The organism is Flavitalea sp., assembly GCF_035489435.1.
Lineage (GTDB): Bacteria > Bacteroidota > Bacteroidia > Chitinophagales > Chitinophagaceae > DATHKG01.
Genome location: NZ_DATHKG010000141.1, coordinates 22,407 through 44,362 on the forward strand (window position 1 = coordinate 22,407; position 21,956 = coordinate 44,362).

Genomic DNA, 21,956 nt, shown 5'->3' on the forward strand with positions numbered 1-21,956 from the left:
AATAACACTGTTATTGTTAAATTATTTTTTTGTCTTGTATTTTTTGATATACCAACATGGAAACCTTCATAACCTTCCTGAAAGATCTCGCTGATGTAGATATTACTGGTGTCGCTTTCAAAAACCTTCAATTGAAGAAGCAGATACTGATATATTTTGCCAATGAGGGAGATGCCACTATTGCCGACCTGGCAAAACATCTGAACAGCAGTAGTCCAAAAGTCAATGATCTTATAACAGAGCTGATAACAGACGGACTGGTGAAAGACTATGGCAAAACCGAATCCGGTGTTGGCCGTAAACCCAACCTTTACGGATTGGAACCGAAGTCAATATATTTCGTTGGGGTTGATATTAAAATGAATCATATCAACATAGGCCTGCTTGATCTCAAAAAAAATCTGCTTAATGTAGAGGAAAGGATCCCCTATCAGCTTACGAATACACGTGAAGCACTTAACCATTTATGTGACATTATAGAGGAGGCCATCAATAAATTCCCTGTGAGCCGGGAAAGGATCGTTGGAATAGGCGTAAACCTATCGGGAAGAATTAATTACAGAAACGGATATAGCTACAGTTATTTTCATTTTGATGAGGAACCGCTGAGCAAGGTCATGGAAAAAAGGTCAGGCATTCGGACCTATATTGAAAATGATTCGCGTGCAGTGGCATACGGTGAGTTCAGCAGTGGAATCGTAACGCATGAAAAAGATGTTCTCTTTGTTAATATTGAACATGGTATTGGTATGGGGATTTTTATCAATGGACAACTGTATTATGGAAAATCTGGTTTCTCCGGTGATCTTGCGCATACCCCTATGTATAATAATGAGATCATTTGTCATTGCGGAAAAAGAGGCTGCCTTGAAACAGAAGCTTCCGGCTACGCTTTGATAAGATTATTAAAACAGAAAATGGAAAACGGCGCTTCGAGTATTTTATCTGCGGATCATAAGGATTATAATAATATTCAGCTCGAAGACATTATAGAAGCCGCTAGAAAGGAAGATACACTCTGCATTGAGCTGCTTGCCGAAATAGGTGAGAATCTTGGAAAGGGTATAGCAGTAATAATTAATCTTTTCAACCCAGAACTTGTGATCCTCGGGGGAAGCCTTGCTGCAACCGGCGATTATATCCGTCTTCCGATTAAAAGTGCCATCAATAAATATTCTCTGACGCTGGTAAATAACGATACAAAGCTCAAGATGTCAAAAATTGGCGAACGCGCCGGCATAATAGGAGCCTGTTTGTTAGTAAGGGACAGGACGCTTGGATTGTTCGTTTAGAACATTCAACTACACTAAGCGAGAATTAAAACGAAAACAGGAACATGGCGTTACACCACAGGAGTGGCGGATGAGCAAAAAATCACTATTTGATGAACAGCGTTATGCGCTGATTCTTCTACGGTTAAAATCTATGAACCCGAGTATAAGAACAATTACACTGTATCCCAATGATGTCCATTCAACTTCATTGAGCTGTGGTTTTATTTGTGGCAGGCTGCTGAAAATCTGGAAACTATAAGGAAAGTATTTTGCATAAACTGAATGAGACTCGAATACCATCAGGGTACCTGCAATCCATAGAGCGAGACCGATGGCTATAGGTACAATAAAATTCCTGAATCTTAATCCTATCCAGAATTGAATTGTACCTATTGCAAGCACCGTAAGATATAGATTGGTATTGTTTACTAGTAACTGGCGAACATTTAAGGGCTGATTTAAGAGGTCCAGTTCCGGCAAAATAAAATGTGTTGCAAATGCAGCGATAAACATAAAAATATGGTTTGCAGTCAAAAAAAGCAGGAGAAGCAAATGTATACTGAGAAATTTCGCCATAAACACCGTTGCTTTTGTTTGAGGTGATGCGAATACCTGTTTCCAGGTATTATTCTTGTACTCTATTTGCGGCATCAATGTACAAATCAGTATCAGGAACCAGGGAAAAAAAACGAGTGAATTCATTTCGAAATCGATCTTAAACATGGCATTAAAAGGATCTTTCCTTGTGTCATTAATTTCGTCAAAAACCACGTTAAACAGGTATACAATTGGCACAACGGCCGCGCCTACCAGGGTAAAATAAAATGCTGCCGTACGTTTTGTCTTTAATATTTCAGAACGCAGAGAAGTTAATAAGCTCATGGTTAGTTTTGATAGTTGAAAAATAATTTTTAAGATTGATTGGAAGTCAGATCAATGAATAAACGTTCAAGATCATTTTCCTTTGGGTGGAGAAGGTATACATCAAGGTTATTTTGAGTAAGCTTTTTATTTATTGATGCCACCTGGTTCAGATTCTCAAATGGAAGCGAAAGTTTATCTCCTGTTATTTCGGGATAATAGTCAGAAAGCAATCTAAGGGCAACATCATTGTCTGAAGTATTGACAAACAATTTTGAACCCTTTTGCTGGAAAAGATGCAGCTCCGGCAATGAACCCTGGAAAAGCATCTTTCCTTTGTATATGATACCAACATGACTTACCATCTTCTCGACCTCACCAAGTAAATGGCTTGAAATGATTATGGTCATGCCATATTCTTTATTTAACTTCTTTATTAGTTGACGGAGTTCAATTATCCCACCGGGATCTAATCCATTTGATGGTTCATCAAGAACCAGCAATTCAGGATTTGGCAGCAACGCCAGCGCAATGGCCAATCGCTGTTTCATACCAAGGGAAAATCTTTTTGTTGTTTTCTTTTTCGTATCCTCCAACCCGACAATTTTTAAAACTTCATCAACTCTTGCCTTTGATGCTCCATAGACAGGCCGATAAACCTCCAGGTTTTCTTTTGCGGTGAGATGTGAGTAAAGAGATGGAACCTCGATTAATGAACCAACCTTTCGCAATATAGAAGTCCTGTTTGAATGAAGCTGCTGACCAAAAACTTCGATGCTGCCCTGTTGATTATTCAGTAAGCCAAGTATCAGACTCAGCGTAGTAGTTTTACCTGAGCCATTGGGACCAAGGAATCCATAAATAGTTCCTTTCTGAACATTCAGATCAATATTAAATAGCGTCTGTACACCTTTCGAGTAATAGTAGGAAAGCTCCTTAGTTCTGATCACAGATGAATTAACCATTTTTTTTTATTTAAGTCTTTAGATTTATCTTAATTACTATTATTGTCCGATTCGACCCTGCTCTTCATTAGCACTACCTGCCGTTCTCTTTACTGGTGCAATCTTTTTCCCTTTGCTGAAATTGTACGAGAAGCCTATAGATACAACCTGGGTTTCTGCCACCTGCTTCAGTTCAACATCAACATTACCATAACGTGCCACGCCCCTGAATTTTTGCGTATAGAAGATATCCCTCGCTGTCAACCGAATGGTGCCTTTGCCTTTGAAAATTTGCTGGCTGATTCCGGCACCGATAAAACCCACAGACTTTGCCCTCATCACACCTTCAAGCCAGCCATTTCTAAACCTGCCATTTAGTTCTGCTGAAAACGTTTTGGTTATTTTAAACTGCTGTGTTCCATTGATCACAAAACTTGTTACAGCCATATCAATCGAAGTGCCGTCTATGACACCCTTGTAGTGATCATTATACACGTTGATATTTATGTTGCTTGTCCACCATTTGTTAATGGGTGTATTTGCACTTACTAAAATTCCAAATTGGTTAAGTGCTGCAACATTTGCGGGCATGTTATAAGCTTCCTCCCCTTTCTGTTGAATTATTTCCTGTATGATGTCCTTGACATTTGTATAGTTTAAGGTGGTGGTAATTTGGTTTTTCCAGGTATGAGATAGCTCGATGTTATTGCTTATTGAAGGTTTCAGACCTGGGTTTCCCTGGCTAAAAGTGTAACGGTCGATGAACCTGATAAATGGATTCAGACTTTGATAACTGGGCCGGCTAACCCTCCTGCCGAAGTTTGCACCAAGATTATTCTTATCATTTACTTTATACTGAAAATAAGCTGTCGGAAAGAGTTGTGTATAGTGCCTGTCGAAATATTCGCCCGTTGTTATCTGGTTACCTTTTGCATTTGTATTTTCCAGCCTTAACCCGAACTGAGCATTTAATTTTTTAGATAAGGGCGTACTCAGGTTTAAGTAAGCTGCATTGATGTTTTCTTCATAAATAAAATGATTGCTTCGATTAATGTCATGCACGATCATGCCATACTGGATACTATCATAGTTCGCATTGTTATCTGTTCTGACAATGCTGCTTTTGATACCGGCTTCAAATCTTGCGCCTTTTTTCATTGGGTGTAAATAATCAACTCTTGCGCTGTATACATTAATATCCTGGGGCAACACACCAAACAATGTATCTGCCTTCGCATATGGATTACCGGTTGCATCGGTATACGAGTTTACCATGTACAAATCATTGTCTGATCCGTATTTCTGGATATCAATATCAGAAGTAATCTCTTTTCCTTTTTTGTCCAAAATGGTACGGAAATTCAGATTGGTGCTAAAACTTTTCCAATCATTCTGATTATCAACCATTGCTTTTGTTATACTTTCAAAAACTTTGGAGGCGTTTGAGATCCTGGTAATGTTTGGGTTCACAGAGGTCATCTGCCTTGAATTAAGATTTACGACCGCGCCAAATGTTGTTTTTTTGGTCGCAAAAAAATCAATACCAACCTTTGCATTATATGCGTTACCCGTTGACATTCGATCCGCCACCTGGTTAAAAACCTTATCAATCGAATTTGTGCTGCTGTTAAAAATGTTTCGATCAATACTCATTGTAGAAAGCCTTTGCTGGTAATTGTGACTTAAGTTGGTGAAGACATTTACTTTGCCTTCCCTGTAATTGAAGTTGAAGCCCTCATTTGTTTTGGGGTATATTCCCTGTGAATAGGTGAGATTCAACGAACCATTAAAACCTGCTTTGATGGCCTTCTTCGTTTTCAGGTTAATTACACCGGCTGAACCTGCAGCGTCATAACGCGCAGGTGGATTTGTCATGATCTCGATCTGGTCCAGCTGGCTGGAATTCATATTGCGAAGAAGGTTTACAAGGTCCGCTCCTCCTAACTGCGTTGGCCGGCCATCCACCATGATTAATACACCTTCTTTTCCTTTAAGACTAATATTGCCATCTCTGTCTACAGATACGCCGGGCGCCTTCTCCAATACTTCCAATGCTGAAGTACCAATATTTGTAATTGATGCATCAACATTTAAGATTGTGCGGTCAATTTTCTGTTCAATTAATGGTCTCCTGGCATTAACAGTAACACTCGCAAGATTTTTACTTTCGCCGGTTATATTGATTGAAGAAACCTGTATGCTTTGTGCCTGTGGGGTAATTACTAATACTTGGGAAAAGGCTTTTTTGTGACCGACAACAGTAACAGCCACCAGGTACTTGCCATCTGTGATTTTCTCAAACAGGTATATGCCTTCCTTATTTGAAACAGACAATTTAACGGTTGCCGAATCTTTGGCACGTAAAAGGCTAACGGTGGCACCTTCTAAAGGTGTTTCGGATTTTAAAACAGATCCGGAAATTTTACCGGCAGATTGTGCAAAGGCACCAAAGCAGAAAAGAAGGAGGTGAATAAAGAAAGCAGAAATCTTCATAAAAATAATTTTAAAGGTTTTGGTTAAGCGGCACTCAAGTCTTCGATCGGGATATTTTAGCGGGATTATTGATCCTCAACGTGCTATTCCTTTTGCTAAAACGTTTTGAAGTAATCCGCAATTCCCTCAAAATCAGTCCACTGCAACGAAATAAAACAGATATATCTCAAAATGACAATAGTGATTTAGTGTACTACTTCATTAGTGCACTACGAAAATAGGGCTTATTTTCGGTTTACAAAATTTTATACGGAAAATGTGATGAACGGGCTGAAAGATGTTACAGAACCCCGGATTTTGGTTTTAAAGCAATTCCTGGGAGGAATAGCTTAAAGGGTAAAGAACGAATTGGCGCCCTGCGTGATTGACGGTTGTGCAATAAAAGTAGTGATCGAGGCAGGCACAGAAAAAACCCGGAGCAATATCAACTACGAATGATGGTTTTGATAACAGACTGTTGAATTAAAAAAAGGTAATGCCATGAATTTAAGGCAAGAGGTATTGATAGTTCATCTGATGCCAGCTACATCACCGTATAACAGCAACCGCAATATATCCGAATCTCTCAGGTACCAGCTACCCCAAGAAATAGGAGAATCTCCATTGGCGTCCTTTTCCGATGGATCGGCCCCGGCATCCAATAACAATTTTATGATACGCTCGTTTCCATAAGCCGCGGCACGGTGAAGTGGAGTCTCGCCTTTTAAGAAAGCATCCCGCATAAAGCAAAGCGTTTCTGCCCTGATAATTGTCTTCTTGTTTACATCTGTACCTGCATCTACCAACAGCTTTACAATTCCCGTTCTTGCTTCCATTTCACTGGTCTTACAAATTGCATAATGCAAAGCATTTTCACCAGTCTTCTTAAAACTAAAATTTGGATTTGCTCCTTTTTCTATCAACCATTTCACGGATTCAAACTTACCATTATACGCCGCGTTACAAAGTGGGTTATTGTCTTCCAGCTCAAGTACAGCACCCAATTTATAATAGAGGTCCAGTGCTTTGACATTCCCCTCCCAGGCTGCAGTGAACACCGCACAATTTCCCCAGGGGTCAATATAATTTATATTTGCCCCTTGCGAAACCAGCGATTCAACTGTGTTCAGATTACCTTCCACGACGGCATCCATCAATTGCTGGTCTAAATTTGGCATATTCATTAAATAATGTTTGAATAAAATTATGCCGATTTTTTTTGCTATTAATTCCTGAATATCCTGCCTGTTCACAACCGCTGGTGGCATAATTATTAGAGCAATCTAATATTAACACACGACACCATAAAATTTTGTATGAACCGGATTTATCTCATTTTAATTTTTGCTTCAATGATGCAACCTGAAATTGTCTTATCCCAAAACAAAACAGCCGACACTGATGCCCGATATATTAAAACACCCACAGGCTATCTCATGGTCCTACGCCAGGGTGACGATGTTTTACAATATATTGAAAAGCTGGCAACCACTGAAAATATCCCTTCTGCTAACTACTCGGGTATGGGCTTTGTAAATGCAACCTTCGGTTTCTTCAATTTCAAGACAAAAGAATATGAGCCTAAAGAATTCAAAAACGTTGAGCTTGCAAGCATGACCGGATCCATTGCCTGGCAAAAAGGCAAGGTTTCATTACATACACATGGAGTGGTAACAGGCAAGGATTTTACTGCAAATGGCGGTCACCTCCTGGCGGCAACGGTCGGGACCGGTTCTGTAGAAATAAATATTATTGTTCATGACAAACGCCTTGAAAGGGTTGAAGAACAGCCGCTGGGAGCAAATGTGCTGCAACTTAACAGCAAGTGATCTAGAAACTAAACAAATGATCTAGAACTTACAAGCCATACTTACAGCAAAATTTCTTGGTTTCTGTGGATTAACCGACCAATAACCGATATAATATCGTTTATCAGCAAGGTTGTTTACGTTAACTGTGATCCGGAACCTATCACCGTTATAAAACAAACTGGTGTTAAGCAGTGAATATGAAGGAAGGTAAAAATTTCCTGTTTTACTGTTATCAATCACTTTGTACTCGCTTGCATAGTTTCCACCGATACCGATACCAAAGTTTTTTAGCTTCCCACTCAGTAATTTATAAGTTGCCCAAATATTAGCAAGATTTTGTGGCCCTTGTCCACCGGGTGCACGCCCGGGTTCAGCATAAAAATCTTCTTCGTCACCTGCTATTACCTTTGTTTGATTGTAACTATATCCGGCAATCAGGTTAAAACCGGGATAAGGATTGGCGTTGATGTCGATTTCAAAACCTTTGCTTCCAACCTTGCCACCTTGAAGAACATTATTAATATTAGTCGGGTCCGGACTAACCCGGTTGCTTACCCGAATATCATAAAAGGAAACTGTTGCAAATAATTTGTCGCTCATCAAATTTGTCTTTACCCCGAATTCCCACTGATTTGCCTGTTCCGGTTCAAAAGATTTTACCCGTACATTACTGCCATCCGCATCTGCTACCTGTTGGGGCGCTACGTTAATAAATGCATTCATGTAATTTCCAAAAACAGAAACTTTATCAGGCACCGGTTGCCAGATCAAACCAAATTTTGGAGACAGCGCCCATTGGTTGAAATCATCCTCTTTTGTTGATTTTTCTCCCTTTGAATCAAAATAATCGGCACGAAGACTCAACATTGCCATAAGCCCGGAAGTGATATTAATTACATCTGAAACATATGCACTGTATGAACTATTCACAATGTTGCTGTTTGCAGAGGCTGTTCCAGCCAGCAGGTTATCAATGGATGCGCTTGTAAGATAAACGGGCGCCTGTATCTCTTCCATATTGGCAGGATCAAGATTGCCGCTGGTTAGTCCAGGCAATCCATTAATAAGCGTTGGCTGTGCATCAAAACCTCTTAAAGCAAAATAGGACCCACCATCGCCGGATCTGCCGGTTGATTCCCAGGTACGTGTGATTCCAGGTATATTACGCATGGCATCGTCATAGTTTAAAATCGCCTGTTGTTTCAGAATTTCAGAAATGACTGTGCTATAAACCTGTGGGTTTTCCATATTCTTTAATGGCATTTTCGCAACAAACGCATTCCGTTTGTTCAATAGCCTGCTAGAAACCACTACGGCCTCCAGTTGCTGTGCACTCTCGGACAATATAAAATCCTGCTGTATGGTTTCACCCGCACTAATTGTGAGTTCTTTTTCCTGGGCAGCGTTTGCTACAGCTGAAACACTCAATTTATATGATCCCGGTGTGATGTTCCGGATACTGAATTTTCCGTTTTCATTTGTGATCGCACTCCATTTCGACTTTAGCAGTCTCACGCTGACTCCTGCTGCGGGCTTACCATCGCTGGTAGTCACATTCCCGTTAAGTACTGCTGTGGCTGATTTTGCGGACTGAGCTGATAATGAAGACGCGAACAAAATGATGACCGCGAGCAGCAAGGATAGTTGTTTCATTGTAACGGCTGATTAGTTTTGACTTATAGCCGCGAATGTAGATCACGAGTGTTGCCAATGGTAGCGAGAGACGGAATTTGAATTTAGGGAAACGGAAATTTGAAAAGCAACAGTTCCATTTTGATTGCCAAAGATTAGTTTGTAGTTTTACCCGGTGAAAAGATTGTTGGGCATTCTATTGTTGATCATTGTTACCGTGACGGTTCTGACTCCCTGTTGTACCGATGATGATTGTGAGGCTGACCTGATTGCGAATCAAGACAAATCAAAAAAAGCGGATCCGCAAGGTTCCTGTTCGCCTTTTTTCTCCTGTACTACCTGTCCTGGTTTTACTTCTACAGTTAAATTGATAATCATTCCTGACCCCGCTGTATTAAATCTGCAGCACTTTGAATCCTATTCGGATTATAATTTGTTTACTTATGCTGATTCTCCCTGGCAGCCTCCACGACTGGTTTAACGATCATCCGGATTATTAAAACAAGATTTTTAGATTCACTATTAATTTCAATAATGAAAAAAACATTATTGTTGTTTATAGCTTTACTGATCACTTGCATCAGTATCTATGCGCAACATAAATTATCCGTTTCCGTAAAGAATGCAGAAACAAAAGAACCACTGGTTGGGGCTACAATAACGATAATCACTTTACAAAGATCGGTTGCCGCCGACAGTACAGGACTTGCTGAATTCACCAATTTGCCCGAAGGCACATATAATATAAAAATTTCGTTCATAGGATTTACTGAACAACAGGTTGCTGTTATCGTACCACAGCTCAAAACTGAGCCAGTGGAAGTATTACTTGCTGAAGCTGAAGAAGAGCAGGAAGAAGAGGTAATTGTCCAGGCTACAAGAACCAGCCGTACGATTGCGAATACACCAACACGAATTGAAGTTATTTCAGGAGAGGAACTGGATGAAAAAGCCAATATGAAACCAGGTGACATCCGCATGATGTTAAGTGAGAGCACGGGCATTCAAACACAACAAACTTCGGCAACCTCGTACAACTCCAGCATCAGGATACAGGGATTGGATGGCCGTTATACCCAGATCCTGAGAGATGGGTACCCACTGTATGGTGGATTTTCCGGTGGACTTAGTATCACGCAAATTGCACCGCTCGATCTTCGCCAGGTAGAAGTAATCAAAGGTTCCAGCAGTACGCTTTATGGTGGTGGTGCCATTGCCGGGCTGGTGAACCTTGTCTCAAAAACGCCCACCAAAGAGCGGGAGTTGTCGTTCCTGGCCAATGCCACTTCTGCAAAGGGATTGGATCTAAGCAGCTTTTACAGTCAGCGTTTTGGTAAATTAGGGGTCACTTTTTATGGTTCCCGCAATACGGCGAGTCCATATGATCCGGCTGATATTGGCCTGACTGCCATCCCAAAGTTTGAACGCTACACCATCAACCCAAGGCTATTCCTGTATGGCAAGAATACTACAGCTGATGTTGGGGTAAGTTATATTACTGAAGACCGCATCGGCGGGAGCATGGACTTTATAAAAAAGGGAACACCTGGTTATTTCGAAAAAAACAATACTGATCGTTTTACAGCACAGGCTGGTATCGCTCACAGGTTGGGAGAAAAATCAACGTTAACGTTTAAGAACAGCTATACGCGATTCAACCGCGGGATTTCTATACCATCCTACCTGTTCGAAGGTGTACAACAATCGACTTTCTCTGAGCTTACTTATAATAAAAAAGGCTCAAAAGCTGACTGGATCGTGGGAGCCAATATTCTGACTGATGATTTTGCCGAGAAGCCACATTCTGCCGGTCCGCTACGTGACTACCACTTCAACACCTTTGGTGGCTTTGTACAAAATGCCTGGTCGCCCGGTAAATTTTTGACGCTTGAAACGGGATTGAGAGCAGACTATGTTGACGAATATGGCCTGGAACTTCTTCCCAGGCTATCTGCAATGTTTCGTTTCTCACCAAAGATAACTGTGCGCATAGGTGGTGGGTTGGGTTACAAAACTCCAACTGTGTTTACCGAGGAGTCCGAGCGATACCAGATGCAGGGCATTTTGCCGATCAATATCAATGAAACTGAAAACGAAAGATCTGTTGGTGGCAACTTCGATTTGAACTACCGTACAAATTTTGGTGACGTTGGTTTTGACATTAACCAATTGTTTTTTTATACCAATTTACAACAACCCTTACTCTTAACAAGTACCGCCAGTGGAGAACAGGAGTTTCGAAATGCTAACGGTCAGATAGACACGAAAGGATTTGAAACGAATGTAAAACTGACCTATGGCGACTTTAAATTGTTTGTAGGTTATACTTATGCTGATGTAAATAATCATTTTGATGGCCTTAAAACGCGCCTGCCACTTACGGCCAGGCACCGGCTGAACAATGTGTTGATGTATGAAGTGGAAGAAAAGTGGAAACTCGGGCTTGAAGGATATTATGTTTCGAAGCAGTTGTTAAATGATGGTGCAACCGGCAGATCTTACTGGATGACGGGCTTCATGGCCGAAAAGTTATGGGAGAAGTTTTCGGTTTATATCAATTTTGAAAACTTTACAGATACGCGCCAAACCCGCTTTGATACAATCTATACGGGCTCAATTGCTGATCCAACTTTTAGAGATATTTATGCACCTGTTGATGGTTTTGTGGTGAACGGTGGTGTCAAAATCCGCCTTTGAGCACAGGAATGCTTATCTGAATGAAGATGCCAGGAGATTTCTCGCGCAGTTTCCTGACGTTAATAAAATATCGCGTCTTACAGTGGCGACCAATACCGATAGCTCAGGGTTTGAATTGATGCAGCCAGCCAGTACTGGTTCAATGTTATTGTATAAAAAAGAAAAAGATCAATTGCAGTACTATGCAAACCTCTGCGCGTTAAAACAAGCCGACTGGAATACGAAAGCGGCGCTCCACGATCGTTTACTACAACGGGCGCGGGATCTGATCTCTGCATTAAAGGATGAATATGTGCTGAAGTAAAGTTAATAACCCAGGTTATTTACCGAATACAAGACTCTAAGCTTGTGGTTTGAAAGCAAAATAAAATTCAACCGGACTTGAGTGATAGACGAATCGCTTTCACGAATTCCTTGTTGTTTGATTTTGTAACCGTAATCCCGTTGCATCCATTGAACCCGGCGAATGCTATTATAGTATCACAAAGCTTTGCCATCATCGATCCGCTTATTTTCACTTTCTCGAAATGAATGTTGTGAACAATAAACATTTTTTGCTTCCTGTCAGCCTTCGAATCCATACGTGCTACGAATTCATCGCCGATCAGTATGGGCAGTGAAAAATATCCGTATTTTCTTTTAGCTGCAGGCACAAAACATTCCACCTGGTAATCGAAATCAAAGAAATCGCGTAGCCGGTGACGAAATACATTCAGGATATCAAAAGGTGAGAGAATAAAAGCATCGCCGGAGATGCTGATCTTTTTGTTTTTATACAATGGCAACATATACAAAGGTCCTTTCAGTCCTTCAATGGCAACTTCAACTACTTCGCCTGCGTTCACAAGATTTTTCAGTTCCTCTTTAACAGGATACTTTACCAGTCTGCCGTTCCATGCTATCTCTTTAACATAAGCAATACCAAGAGCCTTAAGTGATCGCAGAATAAGATGCGTGGTACCCTCTTCCACCGTTGGTATAGTCCTGTCAATTTCTATGGGTACAATATTGTTATTAAGGTCATATAATTTGTGAAAGTCTTTTTTTCGCGTAGTTAACAGCTGACCGATGAGGTGAAGCCTTTCCAGTGCGACCTTAGATGGCCTCCAGTCCCACCAGCCGGAACTTTTTTCGGTACGGTCGTATTCAAAGTCTTTGGCGCCCAACGGTCCTTCCCGCGCAATACGGTCCAGGATCCTGTTCATCAGGTTAAGTTCAGCCTGAGGCAACAACTTGTATTTCTCCGAAAAATTAACTTGTATAGGCAAAGAGAAACGATATTCACTCATTGGCATGAATCCGGAATCGCGGGTCCAGAATTCATAGATCCTTCCATCGGCCTGTAGCTCTTGCAGCCACTCAGTTTTATAATCCGGCACACGAGTGGCGATTGCATGGTGATGTGCCCTTTCAACAACGTAGTTTGTATCGACCTGGACAAAGCCGAGTTGATCTATGACCTTATAGGCAGCTTCTATCCCTTTTCCGAACTGCCCACGCTTAGTGAGACCGGCCGCATGGAGAATTATTTTGCGAGCCTGGGATTTTGTGAGAGTAAACGGTTTCATAATATCGAATATAGCTACGCATCATTAAAAAATTCAATGCTCCCCAAAGTTGGCCAGTAAGCAAATTCACACAATAATAAAAAAAACTATTTTCGACACTTTGTAACCGGTCGTATTTTTTCCTGCTCTGAACCGGGCCAAGACCGCTTTCTAAAAGCACCAGTTTTACTAACTTCGCAAAGTTTACTTTGTGATTATGTGAAATCAAAGGCTGCCTTCCTGCGTCAATCGGTACGTCCTTTATGAAACTTGTCTGACTATCATTAGTATTAGTCATTTCAAATCCTTGTAATTATTCGATCGACTTGAATATATTAAGAGGATAAAAGCCAGACATCGTGTGGAGCTAAAAGGACATACCAGTTATTGCCAGTTATTGCATTTTAAAAGAACCTAAATAGTAATTTGTTATTGAATTCAATTGTTCTCTACTTTCCTTTTTAAACTTTTCAGTTTTGTAATATCGTTTCCCTTGGTACACAATAATATCTTCCTTTTTAATATCAAAGTATATCGTATCAACTTTTATTTCACTTGGAAACTTTTCACTAATCAAAGGCACATGCTTATGCAAATCTCTAAAATGCACAATTGCTGTATTGTTATTTGTTTCAATTGTGCCGGCCGAAAAATTTAGACCAGGCTCTGCCATAAAATGAATTGAATCATTATCATCTTTAGCTTGAGTAGATGATATCTGCGCAAAGTTGGTATTTTCTGGAATATTCATCTGCACATTTGTGAATATAAACAATTGACATTCTGGAAGCATTCCGCGTAAATATACTTTTCTCAAGTAAAATAGAAAATGGATAATGAATTCATCGTTTATTGCAAAACAACCTTGTCAATCATTATATCCCAGTGAGCCAACAATAATTCAAAACGGTGCTGCTCATCTTTCTTAAGTTTTTCAAGATCAGGATATAATTGTTTCTGGTAAGGGGTGGTCAGGTCATGGTCAAAGGCAGCAGCACTGTTCCCAAATACAATTGTTACCCTGAAGTCCCACCTGGTATCCTCTCCCTCATGTAATTTTGGAGCCGACGCATCCACCGAAATGATATCGCCTTTCTCAATTGCATTTTTTAGCAGGGGATAATGATTTTTCTTCCACAGGCTGATAAATTCCCCGGCATAGCCCCATTTTACTTTATAGTAATTTTCAACAGTGAAATAATCTTTTGATACCTGTGCATTCACTGAACAGGTTGTAGCTACCACCAGGATAGCTGCAATCAAACCTGGCATTACTCTTTTTCGCATCATTTTTGTCATTTATGATTGTGAAGGAATAAGTAGATGTTGATTTATGTTTTTATGATTTTAGCTGTTTCAGCTATTTGATCCTTTACATCGATACGGAGCTGGTGAGTATTAAATACCTGAGAACCTGGTTCCACGCTTTTTGTCAGGAATACGCTTCCCCCGATTACACTGTTTTTACCTATCACCGTTTTGCCACCGAGGATAGTGGTCCTGGCATAGATGATCACATTGTCTTCTACCGTTGGATGTCGCTTTACTTCGGCAAGCTCTTTAGCTACCTGCAATGCTTACCTGCCCATCACGTCCAATTTTAGAAAAATAGAAACCTTTTTTGATAATATTCCGCCTAAATAAAAATTGCTTCATATTCGTTGTAGCCTGCCAGACCCCGTTGATTCCTTGAAGTCAAACTCCTCAAAGATCCGGCAAATGTTATTCCAGCAATTATTCGACCGGAAAATGGTAAATTAGTAATGGTAATCAGCGGTTATGAAACAGCATTACCTTGCAAGTGTCCACCTCATCTTCTGCCTGGCAATTTCTTTTACAATTCCAGCACAGACACTTCAATACTATTCCGAAAAACTTACTATCGACGAGGGTCTTAGCAGCAACAAAGTAAATGATATAGCACAGGATGATTATGGTTTTTTATGGATAGCTACAAGTGACGGCCTAAACCGGTTCGACGGTACCGAAGTTGTAAAATATTATCACCAGGCAAATAATAATTCCATTCCTCATAACTATGTGTACTGTCTGAAAATGTTGCCTGGTAATAACCTGGCCATCGGCACCCAGGCAGGTCTCTGCTTCTATAATGGTGCTAAGGGGACATTTAAGGATTTCTATTACAGACTTAACAACTCTTTGGACGAATATAATAATGCGATTGTTGGGATAGAAACAGATAGCAAAAAAAACTGTTGGGCTTATTCAAGAAACTGCATCTTTATTTTCGATTCGTCGCTGAATCTTAAAAAGGTTATTTCTTCTCCCTATGATGAGCCGGGGATAACAAAAAAAAGACTGAGGTATATTGAAAAGATATACCCTTTATCAGACGGAAATGTTTTGCTGTATTTAGACGATGGCTATAAGATATACAATGCTCAAACAGAAACAATATCGACAATCGAAAACTCTTCCTATCACCAGAAATTATCGTTTTTAAAGAATAATTGCTCTTCACCTGATCGTAAACCTGATCAGTATTTCCCATCTTCAAATATATTTAAGGTATATGATAAATATTTTCTCTCTGTCGTCCAGTGCATGGATAGCCTGTTTCTTTTTGATGAACAAGGGCTAAAAGTTAGCAGTTGTTTTTTTCCTTTTAATAAATATCCTTACATATTATGGTCGCAACGCGTTTCTACCATGGATTCAGCCAATCTCTTATTTTCATTTCACAATTATGGTGTGGCCATTATCCCCGTCAGTTGGGATAATGGGAAGCCTGCAATTCATTTCCCCTCATCATTGTTGTTTGAATCAAAGGAATTTGGGAGCGGCTTTCGTGACCGGCAGGCTAACTGGTGGCTGGCTACCATCGAAGATGGTATTCAGAAAATTTCACCGCAGAAACAACACTTCAAAAGTATTCACCTGGTAAATAGTTCCGGTGAACCCATCAAGTATGAAGTTGCCTCATTTACCCGGGAGAAAAATACGCTTTGGGTTTCCGTTTATGGTGAAGGCTTTTTTGAAATCGATCTTAAGACCGGGAGACAACAGCAGCACAACCTCGCCTTAACTATGAAGAATAATTGGGCTGATTTTACCTGGAATATTCGCCAGGTTAGCGATGATACAATTTGGATAGGTACCCAGGCTGGAATGTTCTGGTATCAGCTATCTACCAAAAAAGCAGGTCGCATCCGTGCTTTCCAGGGAAAACCTTCAATTATTGACTCTGTTGCTATTACCATGCAGTTTGAAGACAGCCATGGAATGGTCTGGATGGGGTTGGGAAAAGCAAATGGCATCTGTAATTATAATTATAACCAAAAACAATTTAACTATTACCCATCCAATACTGCCGGGGGATATCCCCTCCGTTACGCTATTTCTGCTGATGAAGATAAAAAGGGTAATCTGTGGTTCGTAAGCGATGCAAGTACCAGTTTGGTTCGATGGGATCGCTACCACGATCGTTTTCAGACTATCCCTTTACCTTTTAGATTCAGGCAGCATGTGGCCGGTTTAACCTCTATCTGCTACGAGTCAGATTCAATACTATGGCTGGGAACTTTAACAGGTGGATTATTAAAATATAATCCATTGAACAAATCAATATTAGTATACGGACATGACAGGGGTTTGATAAACAGCCACATCATCAGTATTCATAAAGATAAGTCAAATAGATTGTGGCTGTCTACAGATGTAGGTCTCTCCTGCTTTGATCCACGCACAGAGATTTTTACCAATTTTACTACAAAAGAAGGATTGCCTGCAAACTATATCTCAGGTGCATTTTATTATGATAGCGATCAGCAATATCTATTTAATGGCAGCAAGGGATTGATATTTCATTTTGATCCTGACAACCTGGATTTGCAATTACATCCTCAAAAAACAATGATCACCGCAATAAATGTAAACGGCAAATATTCTTACAGCCTCGTTAACAAGACAAATTTTAATTCAAGGCAAAATGATATCACTATTCACTATACCAATATCGATCTGCTAAATGGCGCTTCCACAAATTATGCTTATCAATTATTAAACAAGAACAAATCCAACGAAGACAGTGATTGGATAATGGCAGGTCATCAACGCCAGATAAACTTTAGCAGGCTAGCCCCGGGTGACTACATATTCAACGTTTGCGTTTCGATTAATAATAAAATCCAGGTAGATAAGTCGGCAAGTTTTAGTTTTTCGATACGCCCGCATTTTACACAGACCAGCTGGTTTTATGCTTTGCTGATGCTGACTTTAGCCATTGTTTTTTACTGTATGTACCGTTACCACTTAACACAACTAAAACGAACAGAACAGGTAAGAAGCGAAATATCCAGAAACCTTCATGATGAAGTAGGTTCTACATTAACAAACATCAGCCTGGGAAGTCTCCTCGCACAAAAACAGTTAATACCAGACAGTCCTGTTAACCGTATACTTGATCGTATTTACCAGGATAGTCAAAGTGTATCGCAAACAATGCGGGATATTGTATGGAGTATCAACCCAAGGGTCGATACTTTGAGTGAGGCCTTACCACGAATGCTTCATTATGCCTCAGAATTACTCGAAGCCAAAAATATTGAACTGGAAGCTGAGATTGCACCAGGCATCGAGCAGGTAAAACTGTCTATGTATAAGCGGAGAGATCTTTATCTGATTTTCAAAGAAGCTGTAAATAACCTCGCAAAACATTCAAATGCTCATCATGTTAAAGTTAGCATCCAGCTGGTACGCCATACCATTACTATGACAATTTCAGATAACGGCACTGGTTTCTATATGCCTGTTGTGCCCGACGGAAATGGCTTAAAAAACATGCAGGAACGGGCCCGCAATCATCATTGGCAATTAAGAATAGAATCTATTCCCGATAAAGGAACTGTGATCACCCTTAAAGCCCAGATAGCATAAATATGCTATTGACAGCACATAATTTCAATGTTAACTTAGACGAATTATGCCTACTCGCATTTTGATTTTTGAAGATAACCAGAGACTTCGTCAGTCGTTAAAAATTTTATTGGACGGGGTGGAAGGATATTGTATTTGCGGTGATTATGAAAATTGCAACGATGCAGCCGCTGCAGTAGATAAACACAGGCCGGATGTGGTGATCATGGATATAGATATGCCAGGGACAAATGGAATAAAAGGTCTGCAGATCATCAAAGAAAAATATCCTCAAACTTATATTATTATGCACACCGTCTTTGAAGATGAAGACCTCTTGTTTCAATGTCTGTGTTCCGGGGCCAATGGTTATATTCTTAAAAATACTTCATTTGTCAATCTGCTTGAAGCCATCGATAATGTGTTACATGGTGGCGCCCCTCTTTCACCTTCAATAGCAAGAAAGGTCTTGCAATCATTCCAATCAATTCCAGCCTCGCGTTTACAATACAATCTTTCCGAACGGGAAATAGAAGTCCTGAAATATCTCGTAAAAGGTTATAGTTATAAAATGATTGCATCTTCCTGTTATATCAGTGTAGATACAGTTCGGGGTCATATACGTAATATCTATAACAAGCTCCATGTAAACTGTGGCCGGGAAGCGGTAGTTGTGGCTTTACGCGACAAAATTGTTTAATCATAAAGTATATGGAGCAGCTTATAATATTAGTTCAAAACAGCATGTTTATGCTATTGATATAGCACGATAGTACTGGTAATTTTATCTAAAATACTGGGTATGAAAAAAGATAAAAATTCCGGTCGTCGCGAATTCCTGGGAACTTTGACAGCGGGTGCAGCTGCTATAGGAATCGCAGGTTTCATAACTCCAATCCAACAGGTACAGGCTGGTTCTGCCAAAACGATCAATACTCCAATTTCTGATGTCGAAGAATGGTTTAAAAAAATCAAAGGCAAACACCGTATGGTATTTGATGTTACCCAACCTCACGAAATATTTCCGTTTGCGTGGCCGAGGGTGTTTTTAATGACCAATGAAATAACCGGTACGGTCGCAAAGGACTGCAGTGTAGTAGTAGTATTAAGGCATGATGCTATTCCCTATGCATTACAAAATGAATTATGGGCAAAGTATAACCTGGGAGAAGTATTCAAAGCAGACGATCCTGCCACAAAAAAGCCAGCAAGCCGAAATCCTTTCTGGAAACCAGCAAAGGGTGATTTTAAAGTACCGGGCATTGGTGAGGTAGCTATTGGTATCAATGAATTACAGGAAAGTGGTGTTATGTTCTGCGTTTGCGATGCTGCCATGACAGTTTATAGCGCTGCACTTGCTGAAAAGCTCAAAGTTAATGCCGGCGAATTGAAGAAAGAATGGGTTGCCGGCTTGCTTCCGGGAATACAGCCGGTTCCTTCTGGTGTGTGGGCAATCGGGCGTGCCCAGGAAAATGGCTGCTCTTATTGTTTTGCAGGATAATACTGGAAAGATGCAGCTACGATCTTCCAAAACCTTCCGACAGGCTGGTGCATTAATTTTGATTTTGGCCGGTATTTCTGCCGCAAAGATCATGGTTAACCTTTCAAGGTCAAATAGTAAAGGGCCCAACTCAAATATCGGGACAACAATAGCGCCGGGATCAAAAATGTGGGAACCCCCTGATACAAACCAGATCCCTTTTTCAGCAGAAGGAAATCTTATCCGGTATGGAAGAGATCTTGTAGCCAACACTTCCCTTTACCTGGGTCCAAAAGGTAAAGTTGCCGCTGTCACCAATGGCATGAACTGTCAGAACTGTCATTTAGATGCCGGCACCAGGTTATGGGGTAACAATTTCAGTGCAGTGTCTTCAACCTATCCGCAGTTTCGTGGACGTAGCGGAACGGTAGAGAGCGTTTATAAACGTGTGAATGATTGTCTCGAAAGAAGTTTGAACGGAAAAACACTGGACACTAATAGCCATGAGATGCAGGCTTTTGCTGCATATATAAATTGGGTCGGGCATAATGTAGCAAAGAATGTGAAGCCTGAGGGCGCTGGTGTCAAAACCATCCCTTTCCTGGGCAGACCTGCAGATCCTGAAAATGGTCTCATCGTTTATAAGCTCAAATGCCAGCGATGTCATGGTGCAGATGGACTTGGCTCTCTCAACAGCGATAGTACTGCATACTTTTATCCCCCGCTATGGGGTAAAAATAGTTATAACACCGGGGCAGGATTATTTCGTCTCAGTCATTTTGCAGGATATATAAGATATAACATGCCATTCGATGCTCAGGTCAATGTTGCATTGTTAACGGATCAAGAAGCCTGGGATGTGGCTGCATTTGTAAACACCCAATCAAGGCCGCAAAAAAAATTCATCGCAGACTGGCCGGATATTTCCTGGAAACCATTTGATTATCCATTCGGGCCTTATGCTGATAGTTTCTCTGAACATCAGCATAAATTTGGCAGTTTTGGACCTATCTGGCAGGAAAACGAAAAAATGAAAAGTAAAAAACTTAAAGCTTATTGAAATTGAATTGTCCTGATGTTTTATTGCCTAAGTATTTTTATACTGTGGTAAACTCCTTTGCATTCGGCTGTCCTTTCCCGGTAGTAATCAGACTTCGCAGACTACTGTTGATATAACGCGTCCAGGCATCAAAACAAATATTATAACATTCATACTCGGGGACCAACCCCCAATGCGTGAAATGTAGCTGGGTTTTACCATCCTTTTCCGAGATCTCAAACCCGATCTTTGTACCGGTCCACTCTGTCTTATCTTCAGTGAAATCGAAATAGTTATCCAGGACCTGCCATACTACTTTTTTGCCTGGGATAATCTCAATCAATTTCATCGTGCACTTGTGAACATCCTTATACTTGTAAGTAAATTCATCATTAAGTTTATCTGTTGAGCCTTCGATATTTTCGGACCACCAGCCACGTACATTATTAATCGCGTTGAATACTTCGTCAGAAGTTTGATCAACTGTAAAGCTGGTGTTAAAATCTGATGTAGTCATGTTGTTGTTTTTTTAGTTAGGTAATTTGTTATTTAATAAAGTTTCTAACTTCTTTAGTTTCGATGTCCAGAACTTGTCAAAATAGGAGATCCAGCCCTGTAGTTCGTCGAACCCTTCTTTTTTAAGCGTGCAATACCGCTCCCGACCGATGTCCCTGATTGAAATAAACCCACCGCTATGCAAAATTTTTATATGCTTTGAAACGGCAGGACGGCTCATATCAAAGTTTTCTGCCAGGCTGTTTATCGTGAGACTATCCTCTGAGAGCAACATCAGCATCTTTCTCCTGCTGGGATCGCCGATAACCTGGAATGCATCAAGCGTTGATTTTGTCATGGGCACCGGTGTTTAAAAGGTCAACGATATTTTGGAATTTTTCCAGCCAGCCTTTAAGTAAGCCACTATAGAAATTCAGGTTTTCCTCTTTTGCGAAACCGCTATGGTCAAGGAAAAGCTCAGTCCCTTTATCTTTTCTTTCCAGTTTCCAGGTAACCGTAGAATCTAGCGTAATTTCGCCATCTCCGGGACCGCTCTTCCATGAATAAGAAAGCTTTTTATGGGGAACTAATTCTAAGACTTTACAGTAAAAGATTCCGTCGAAATTAAGAGCGGGTATCGGGTTGGTTCGAAATTGAAAGTCGAATCCTACTATTGGCTGAAAATCATTTTTCATGAGCCATAGCTCCATCAGTTCAGATTTAGTGAGATATTCCCAAACCACCTCGGGTGGATGAGCAAAGAAAAATTGATGTTTGATACTTTTTATCATAATAGGTAACTTTTAGGTTACCCAAAGATAAGTAACTT

The 21,956-nt window shown here is 40.4% G+C and carries 20 protein-coding genes; 8 read left to right on the plus strand and 12 right to left on the minus strand.

Annotation, left to right across the window (positions count from 1 at the left end):
- Nucleotides 1-56: 56 nt before the first annotated feature.
- A complete protein-coding gene (locus VK664_RS22230) occupies nucleotides 57-1,292 on the plus strand; it encodes an ROK family transcriptional regulator (protein ID WP_461400906.1) in 1,236 nt (411 codons plus the stop codon).
- A gap of 102 nt (nucleotides 1,293-1,394) precedes the next feature.
- Here the strand turns inward: VK664_RS22230 and VK664_RS22235 are convergent, their stop codons facing one another.
- The 4 genes from VK664_RS22235 to VK664_RS22250 form a co-directional block, all read right to left on the minus strand.
- Complete coding sequence (locus VK664_RS22235; RefSeq protein WP_461400907.1) at nucleotides 1,395-2,156, minus strand: ABC transporter permease; 762 nt, start codon at nucleotides 2,154-2,156, stop codon at nucleotides 1,395-1,397.
- A gap of 29 nt (nucleotides 2,157-2,185) precedes the next feature.
- On the minus strand, nucleotides 2,186-3,100 hold the full coding sequence (locus tag VK664_RS22240) for an ABC transporter ATP-binding protein (RefSeq protein ID WP_461400908.1): 915 nt from the start codon (nucleotides 3,098-3,100) through the stop codon (nucleotides 2,186-2,188).
- 39 nt (nucleotides 3,101-3,139) lie between these two features.
- Complete coding sequence (locus tag VK664_RS22245) at nucleotides 3,140-5,572, minus strand: TonB-dependent receptor (protein WP_461400909.1); 2,433 nt, start codon at nucleotides 5,570-5,572, stop codon at nucleotides 3,140-3,142.
- A gap of 509 nt (nucleotides 5,573-6,081) precedes the next feature.
- Nucleotides 6,082-6,729, minus strand: a complete 648-nt coding sequence (locus tag VK664_RS22250) for an ankyrin repeat domain-containing protein (protein WP_461400910.1) — start codon at nucleotides 6,727-6,729, stop codon at nucleotides 6,082-6,084.
- Nucleotides 6,730-6,903: 174 nt separating this feature from the next.
- Here VK664_RS22250 and VK664_RS22255 point away from each other — a divergent pair, with 174 nt between their 5' ends.
- Nucleotides 6,904-7,380 (plus strand): PPC domain-containing DNA-binding protein, encoded by a 477-nt coding sequence (locus VK664_RS22255; protein ID WP_461400911.1) that lies wholly within the window; start codon nucleotides 6,904-6,906, stop codon nucleotides 7,378-7,380.
- 21 nt (nucleotides 7,381-7,401) lie between these two features.
- Here the strand turns inward: VK664_RS22255 and VK664_RS22260 are convergent, their stop codons facing one another.
- Complete coding sequence (locus VK664_RS22260) at nucleotides 7,402-9,015, minus strand: TonB-dependent receptor domain-containing protein (RefSeq protein ID WP_461400912.1); 1,614 nt, start codon at nucleotides 9,013-9,015, stop codon at nucleotides 7,402-7,404.
- 513 nt (nucleotides 9,016-9,528) lie between these two features.
- On the opposite strand from VK664_RS22260, the gene VK664_RS22265 reads away from it, so the two are divergent.
- Complete coding sequence (locus tag VK664_RS22265) at nucleotides 9,529-11,691, plus strand: TonB-dependent receptor (protein WP_461400913.1); 2,163 nt, start codon at nucleotides 9,529-9,531, stop codon at nucleotides 11,689-11,691.
- Nucleotides 11,672-11,995: a hypothetical protein gene (locus VK664_RS22270; protein ID WP_461400914.1), complete on the plus strand. Its 324-nt coding sequence runs from the start codon at nucleotides 11,672-11,674 to the stop codon at nucleotides 11,993-11,995. Before VK664_RS22265 ends, VK664_RS22270 begins: the two co-directional genes overlap by 20 nt.
- A 67-nt stretch (nucleotides 11,996-12,062) precedes the next feature.
- Here the strand turns inward: VK664_RS22270 and VK664_RS22275 are convergent, their stop codons facing one another.
- The 4 genes from VK664_RS22275 to VK664_RS22290 all read right to left on the minus strand — a co-directional run bounded on the left by VK664_RS22275 (nucleotide 12,063) and on the right by VK664_RS22290 (nucleotide 14,812).
- A complete protein-coding gene (locus VK664_RS22275; RefSeq protein ID WP_461400915.1) occupies nucleotides 12,063-13,259 on the minus strand; it encodes a winged helix-turn-helix domain-containing protein in 1,197 nt (398 codons plus the stop codon).
- A 373-nt stretch (nucleotides 13,260-13,632) separates the two neighbouring features.
- Nucleotides 13,633-13,989, minus strand: a complete 357-nt coding sequence (locus VK664_RS22280) for a hypothetical protein (RefSeq protein WP_461400916.1) — start codon at nucleotides 13,987-13,989, stop codon at nucleotides 13,633-13,635.
- Between the two features lie 98 nt (nucleotides 13,990-14,087).
- A complete protein-coding gene (locus VK664_RS22285; RefSeq protein WP_461400917.1) occupies nucleotides 14,088-14,528 on the minus strand; it encodes a hypothetical protein in 441 nt (146 codons plus the stop codon).
- Between the two features lie 41 nt (nucleotides 14,529-14,569).
- Nucleotides 14,570-14,812 (minus strand): hypothetical protein, encoded by a 243-nt coding sequence (locus VK664_RS22290; RefSeq protein WP_461400918.1) that lies wholly within the window; start codon nucleotides 14,810-14,812, stop codon nucleotides 14,570-14,572.
- Between the two features lie 205 nt (nucleotides 14,813-15,017).
- Between VK664_RS22290 and VK664_RS22295 the strand changes: the two genes are divergently transcribed.
- From VK664_RS22295 to VK664_RS22310, 4 genes are all read left to right on the plus strand, one after another.
- Nucleotides 15,018-18,134: a ligand-binding sensor domain-containing protein gene (locus VK664_RS22295; protein WP_461400919.1), complete on the plus strand. Its 3,117-nt coding sequence runs from the start codon at nucleotides 15,018-15,020 to the stop codon at nucleotides 18,132-18,134.
- 46 nt (nucleotides 18,135-18,180) lie between these two features.
- Nucleotides 18,181-18,813 carry a response regulator gene (locus VK664_RS22300; protein WP_461400920.1) on the plus strand — a complete coding sequence of 211 codons (633 nt, stop codon included), beginning with the start codon at nucleotides 18,181-18,183 and terminating at the stop codon, nucleotides 18,811-18,813.
- Between the two features lie 102 nt (nucleotides 18,814-18,915).
- Nucleotides 18,916-19,614 carry a twin-arginine translocation signal domain-containing protein gene (locus VK664_RS22305; protein ID WP_461400921.1) on the plus strand — a complete coding sequence of 233 codons (699 nt, stop codon included), beginning with the start codon at nucleotides 18,916-18,918 and terminating at the stop codon, nucleotides 19,612-19,614.
- A 10-nt stretch (nucleotides 19,615-19,624) separates the two neighbouring features.
- Nucleotides 19,625-20,653: a c-type cytochrome gene (locus tag VK664_RS22310; RefSeq protein WP_461400922.1), complete on the plus strand. Its 1,029-nt coding sequence runs from the start codon at nucleotides 19,625-19,627 to the stop codon at nucleotides 20,651-20,653.
- Between the two features lie 37 nt (nucleotides 20,654-20,690).
- On the opposite strand, the gene VK664_RS22315 is transcribed toward VK664_RS22310, so the two are convergent.
- Genes VK664_RS22315 through VK664_RS22325 form a run of 3 tightly spaced genes read right to left on the minus strand, consistent with a single transcriptional unit; the run spans nucleotide 20,691 to nucleotide 21,918 of the window.
- Entirely contained in the window at nucleotides 20,691-21,149 is a 459-nt protein-coding gene (locus VK664_RS22315) for an SRPBCC family protein (RefSeq protein ID WP_461400923.1), read from the minus strand.
- A gap of 12 nt (nucleotides 21,150-21,161) precedes the next feature.
- On the minus strand, nucleotides 21,162-21,485 hold the full coding sequence (locus VK664_RS22320) for an ArsR/SmtB family transcription factor (RefSeq protein ID WP_461400924.1): 324 nt from the start codon (nucleotides 21,483-21,485) through the stop codon (nucleotides 21,162-21,164).
- Nucleotides 21,466-21,918 (minus strand): SRPBCC family protein, encoded by a 453-nt coding sequence (locus tag VK664_RS22325; RefSeq protein ID WP_461400925.1) that lies wholly within the window; start codon nucleotides 21,916-21,918, stop codon nucleotides 21,466-21,468. Before VK664_RS22325 ends, VK664_RS22320 begins: the two co-directional genes overlap by 20 nt.
- Nucleotides 21,919-21,956 lie beyond the last annotated feature (38 nt).

What these genes read in the sequence shown, in the direction of transcription:
- VK664_RS22265 (WP_461400913.1), top strand. Translation starts at nt 9,529, where the DNA reads ATGAAAAAAACATTATTGTTGTTTATAGCTTTACTGATCACTTGCATC.
- VK664_RS22305 (WP_461400921.1), top strand. Translation starts at nt 18,916, where the DNA reads ATGAAAAAAGATAAAAATTCCGGTCGTCGCGAATTCCTGGGAACTTTG.
- VK664_RS22240 (WP_461400908.1), bottom strand. Translation starts at nt 3,100, where the DNA reads ATGGTTAATTCATCTGTGATCAGAACTAAGGAGCTTTCCTACTATTAC.
- VK664_RS22230 (WP_461400906.1), top strand. Translation starts at nt 57, where the DNA reads ATGGAAACCTTCATAACCTTCCTGAAAGATCTCGCTGATGTAGATATT.
- VK664_RS22295 (WP_461400919.1), top strand. Translation starts at nt 15,018, where the DNA reads ATGAAACAGCATTACCTTGCAAGTGTCCACCTCATCTTCTGCCTGGCA.
- VK664_RS22280 (WP_461400916.1), bottom strand. Translation starts at nt 13,989, where the DNA reads ATGAATATTCCAGAAAATACCAACTTTGCGCAGATATCATCTACTCAA.
- VK664_RS22320 (WP_461400924.1), bottom strand. Translation starts at nt 21,485, where the DNA reads ATGACAAAATCAACGCTTGATGCATTCCAGGTTATCGGCGATCCCAGC.
- VK664_RS22300 (WP_461400920.1), top strand. Translation starts at nt 18,181, where the DNA reads ATGCCTACTCGCATTTTGATTTTTGAAGATAACCAGAGACTTCGTCAG.
- VK664_RS22325 (WP_461400925.1), bottom strand. Translation starts at nt 21,918, where the DNA reads ATGATAAAAAGTATCAAACATCAATTTTTCTTTGCTCATCCACCCGAG.
- VK664_RS22255 (WP_461400911.1), top strand. Translation starts at nt 6,904, where the DNA reads ATGATGCAACCTGAAATTGTCTTATCCCAAAACAAAACAGCCGACACT.
- VK664_RS22260 (WP_461400912.1), bottom strand. Translation starts at nt 9,015, where the DNA reads ATGAAACAACTATCCTTGCTGCTCGCGGTCATCATTTTGTTCGCGTCT.
- VK664_RS22235 (WP_461400907.1), bottom strand. Translation starts at nt 2,156, where the DNA reads ATGAGCTTATTAACTTCTCTGCGTTCTGAAATATTAAAGACAAAACGT.
- VK664_RS22285 (WP_461400917.1), bottom strand. Translation starts at nt 14,528, where the DNA reads ATGATGCGAAAAAGAGTAATGCCAGGTTTGATTGCAGCTATCCTGGTG.
- VK664_RS22245 (WP_461400909.1), bottom strand. Translation starts at nt 5,572, where the DNA reads ATGAAGATTTCTGCTTTCTTTATTCACCTCCTTCTTTTCTGCTTTGGT.
- VK664_RS22250 (WP_461400910.1), bottom strand. Translation starts at nt 6,729, where the DNA reads ATGCCAAATTTAGACCAGCAATTGATGGATGCCGTCGTGGAAGGTAAT.
- VK664_RS22315 (WP_461400923.1), bottom strand. Translation starts at nt 21,149, where the DNA reads ATGACTACATCAGATTTTAACACCAGCTTTACAGTTGATCAAACTTCT.
- VK664_RS22310 (WP_461400922.1), top strand. Translation starts at nt 19,625, where the DNA reads ATGCAGCTACGATCTTCCAAAACCTTCCGACAGGCTGGTGCATTAATT.
- VK664_RS22275 (WP_461400915.1), bottom strand. Translation starts at nt 13,259, where the DNA reads ATGAAACCGTTTACTCTCACAAAATCCCAGGCTCGCAAAATAATTCTC.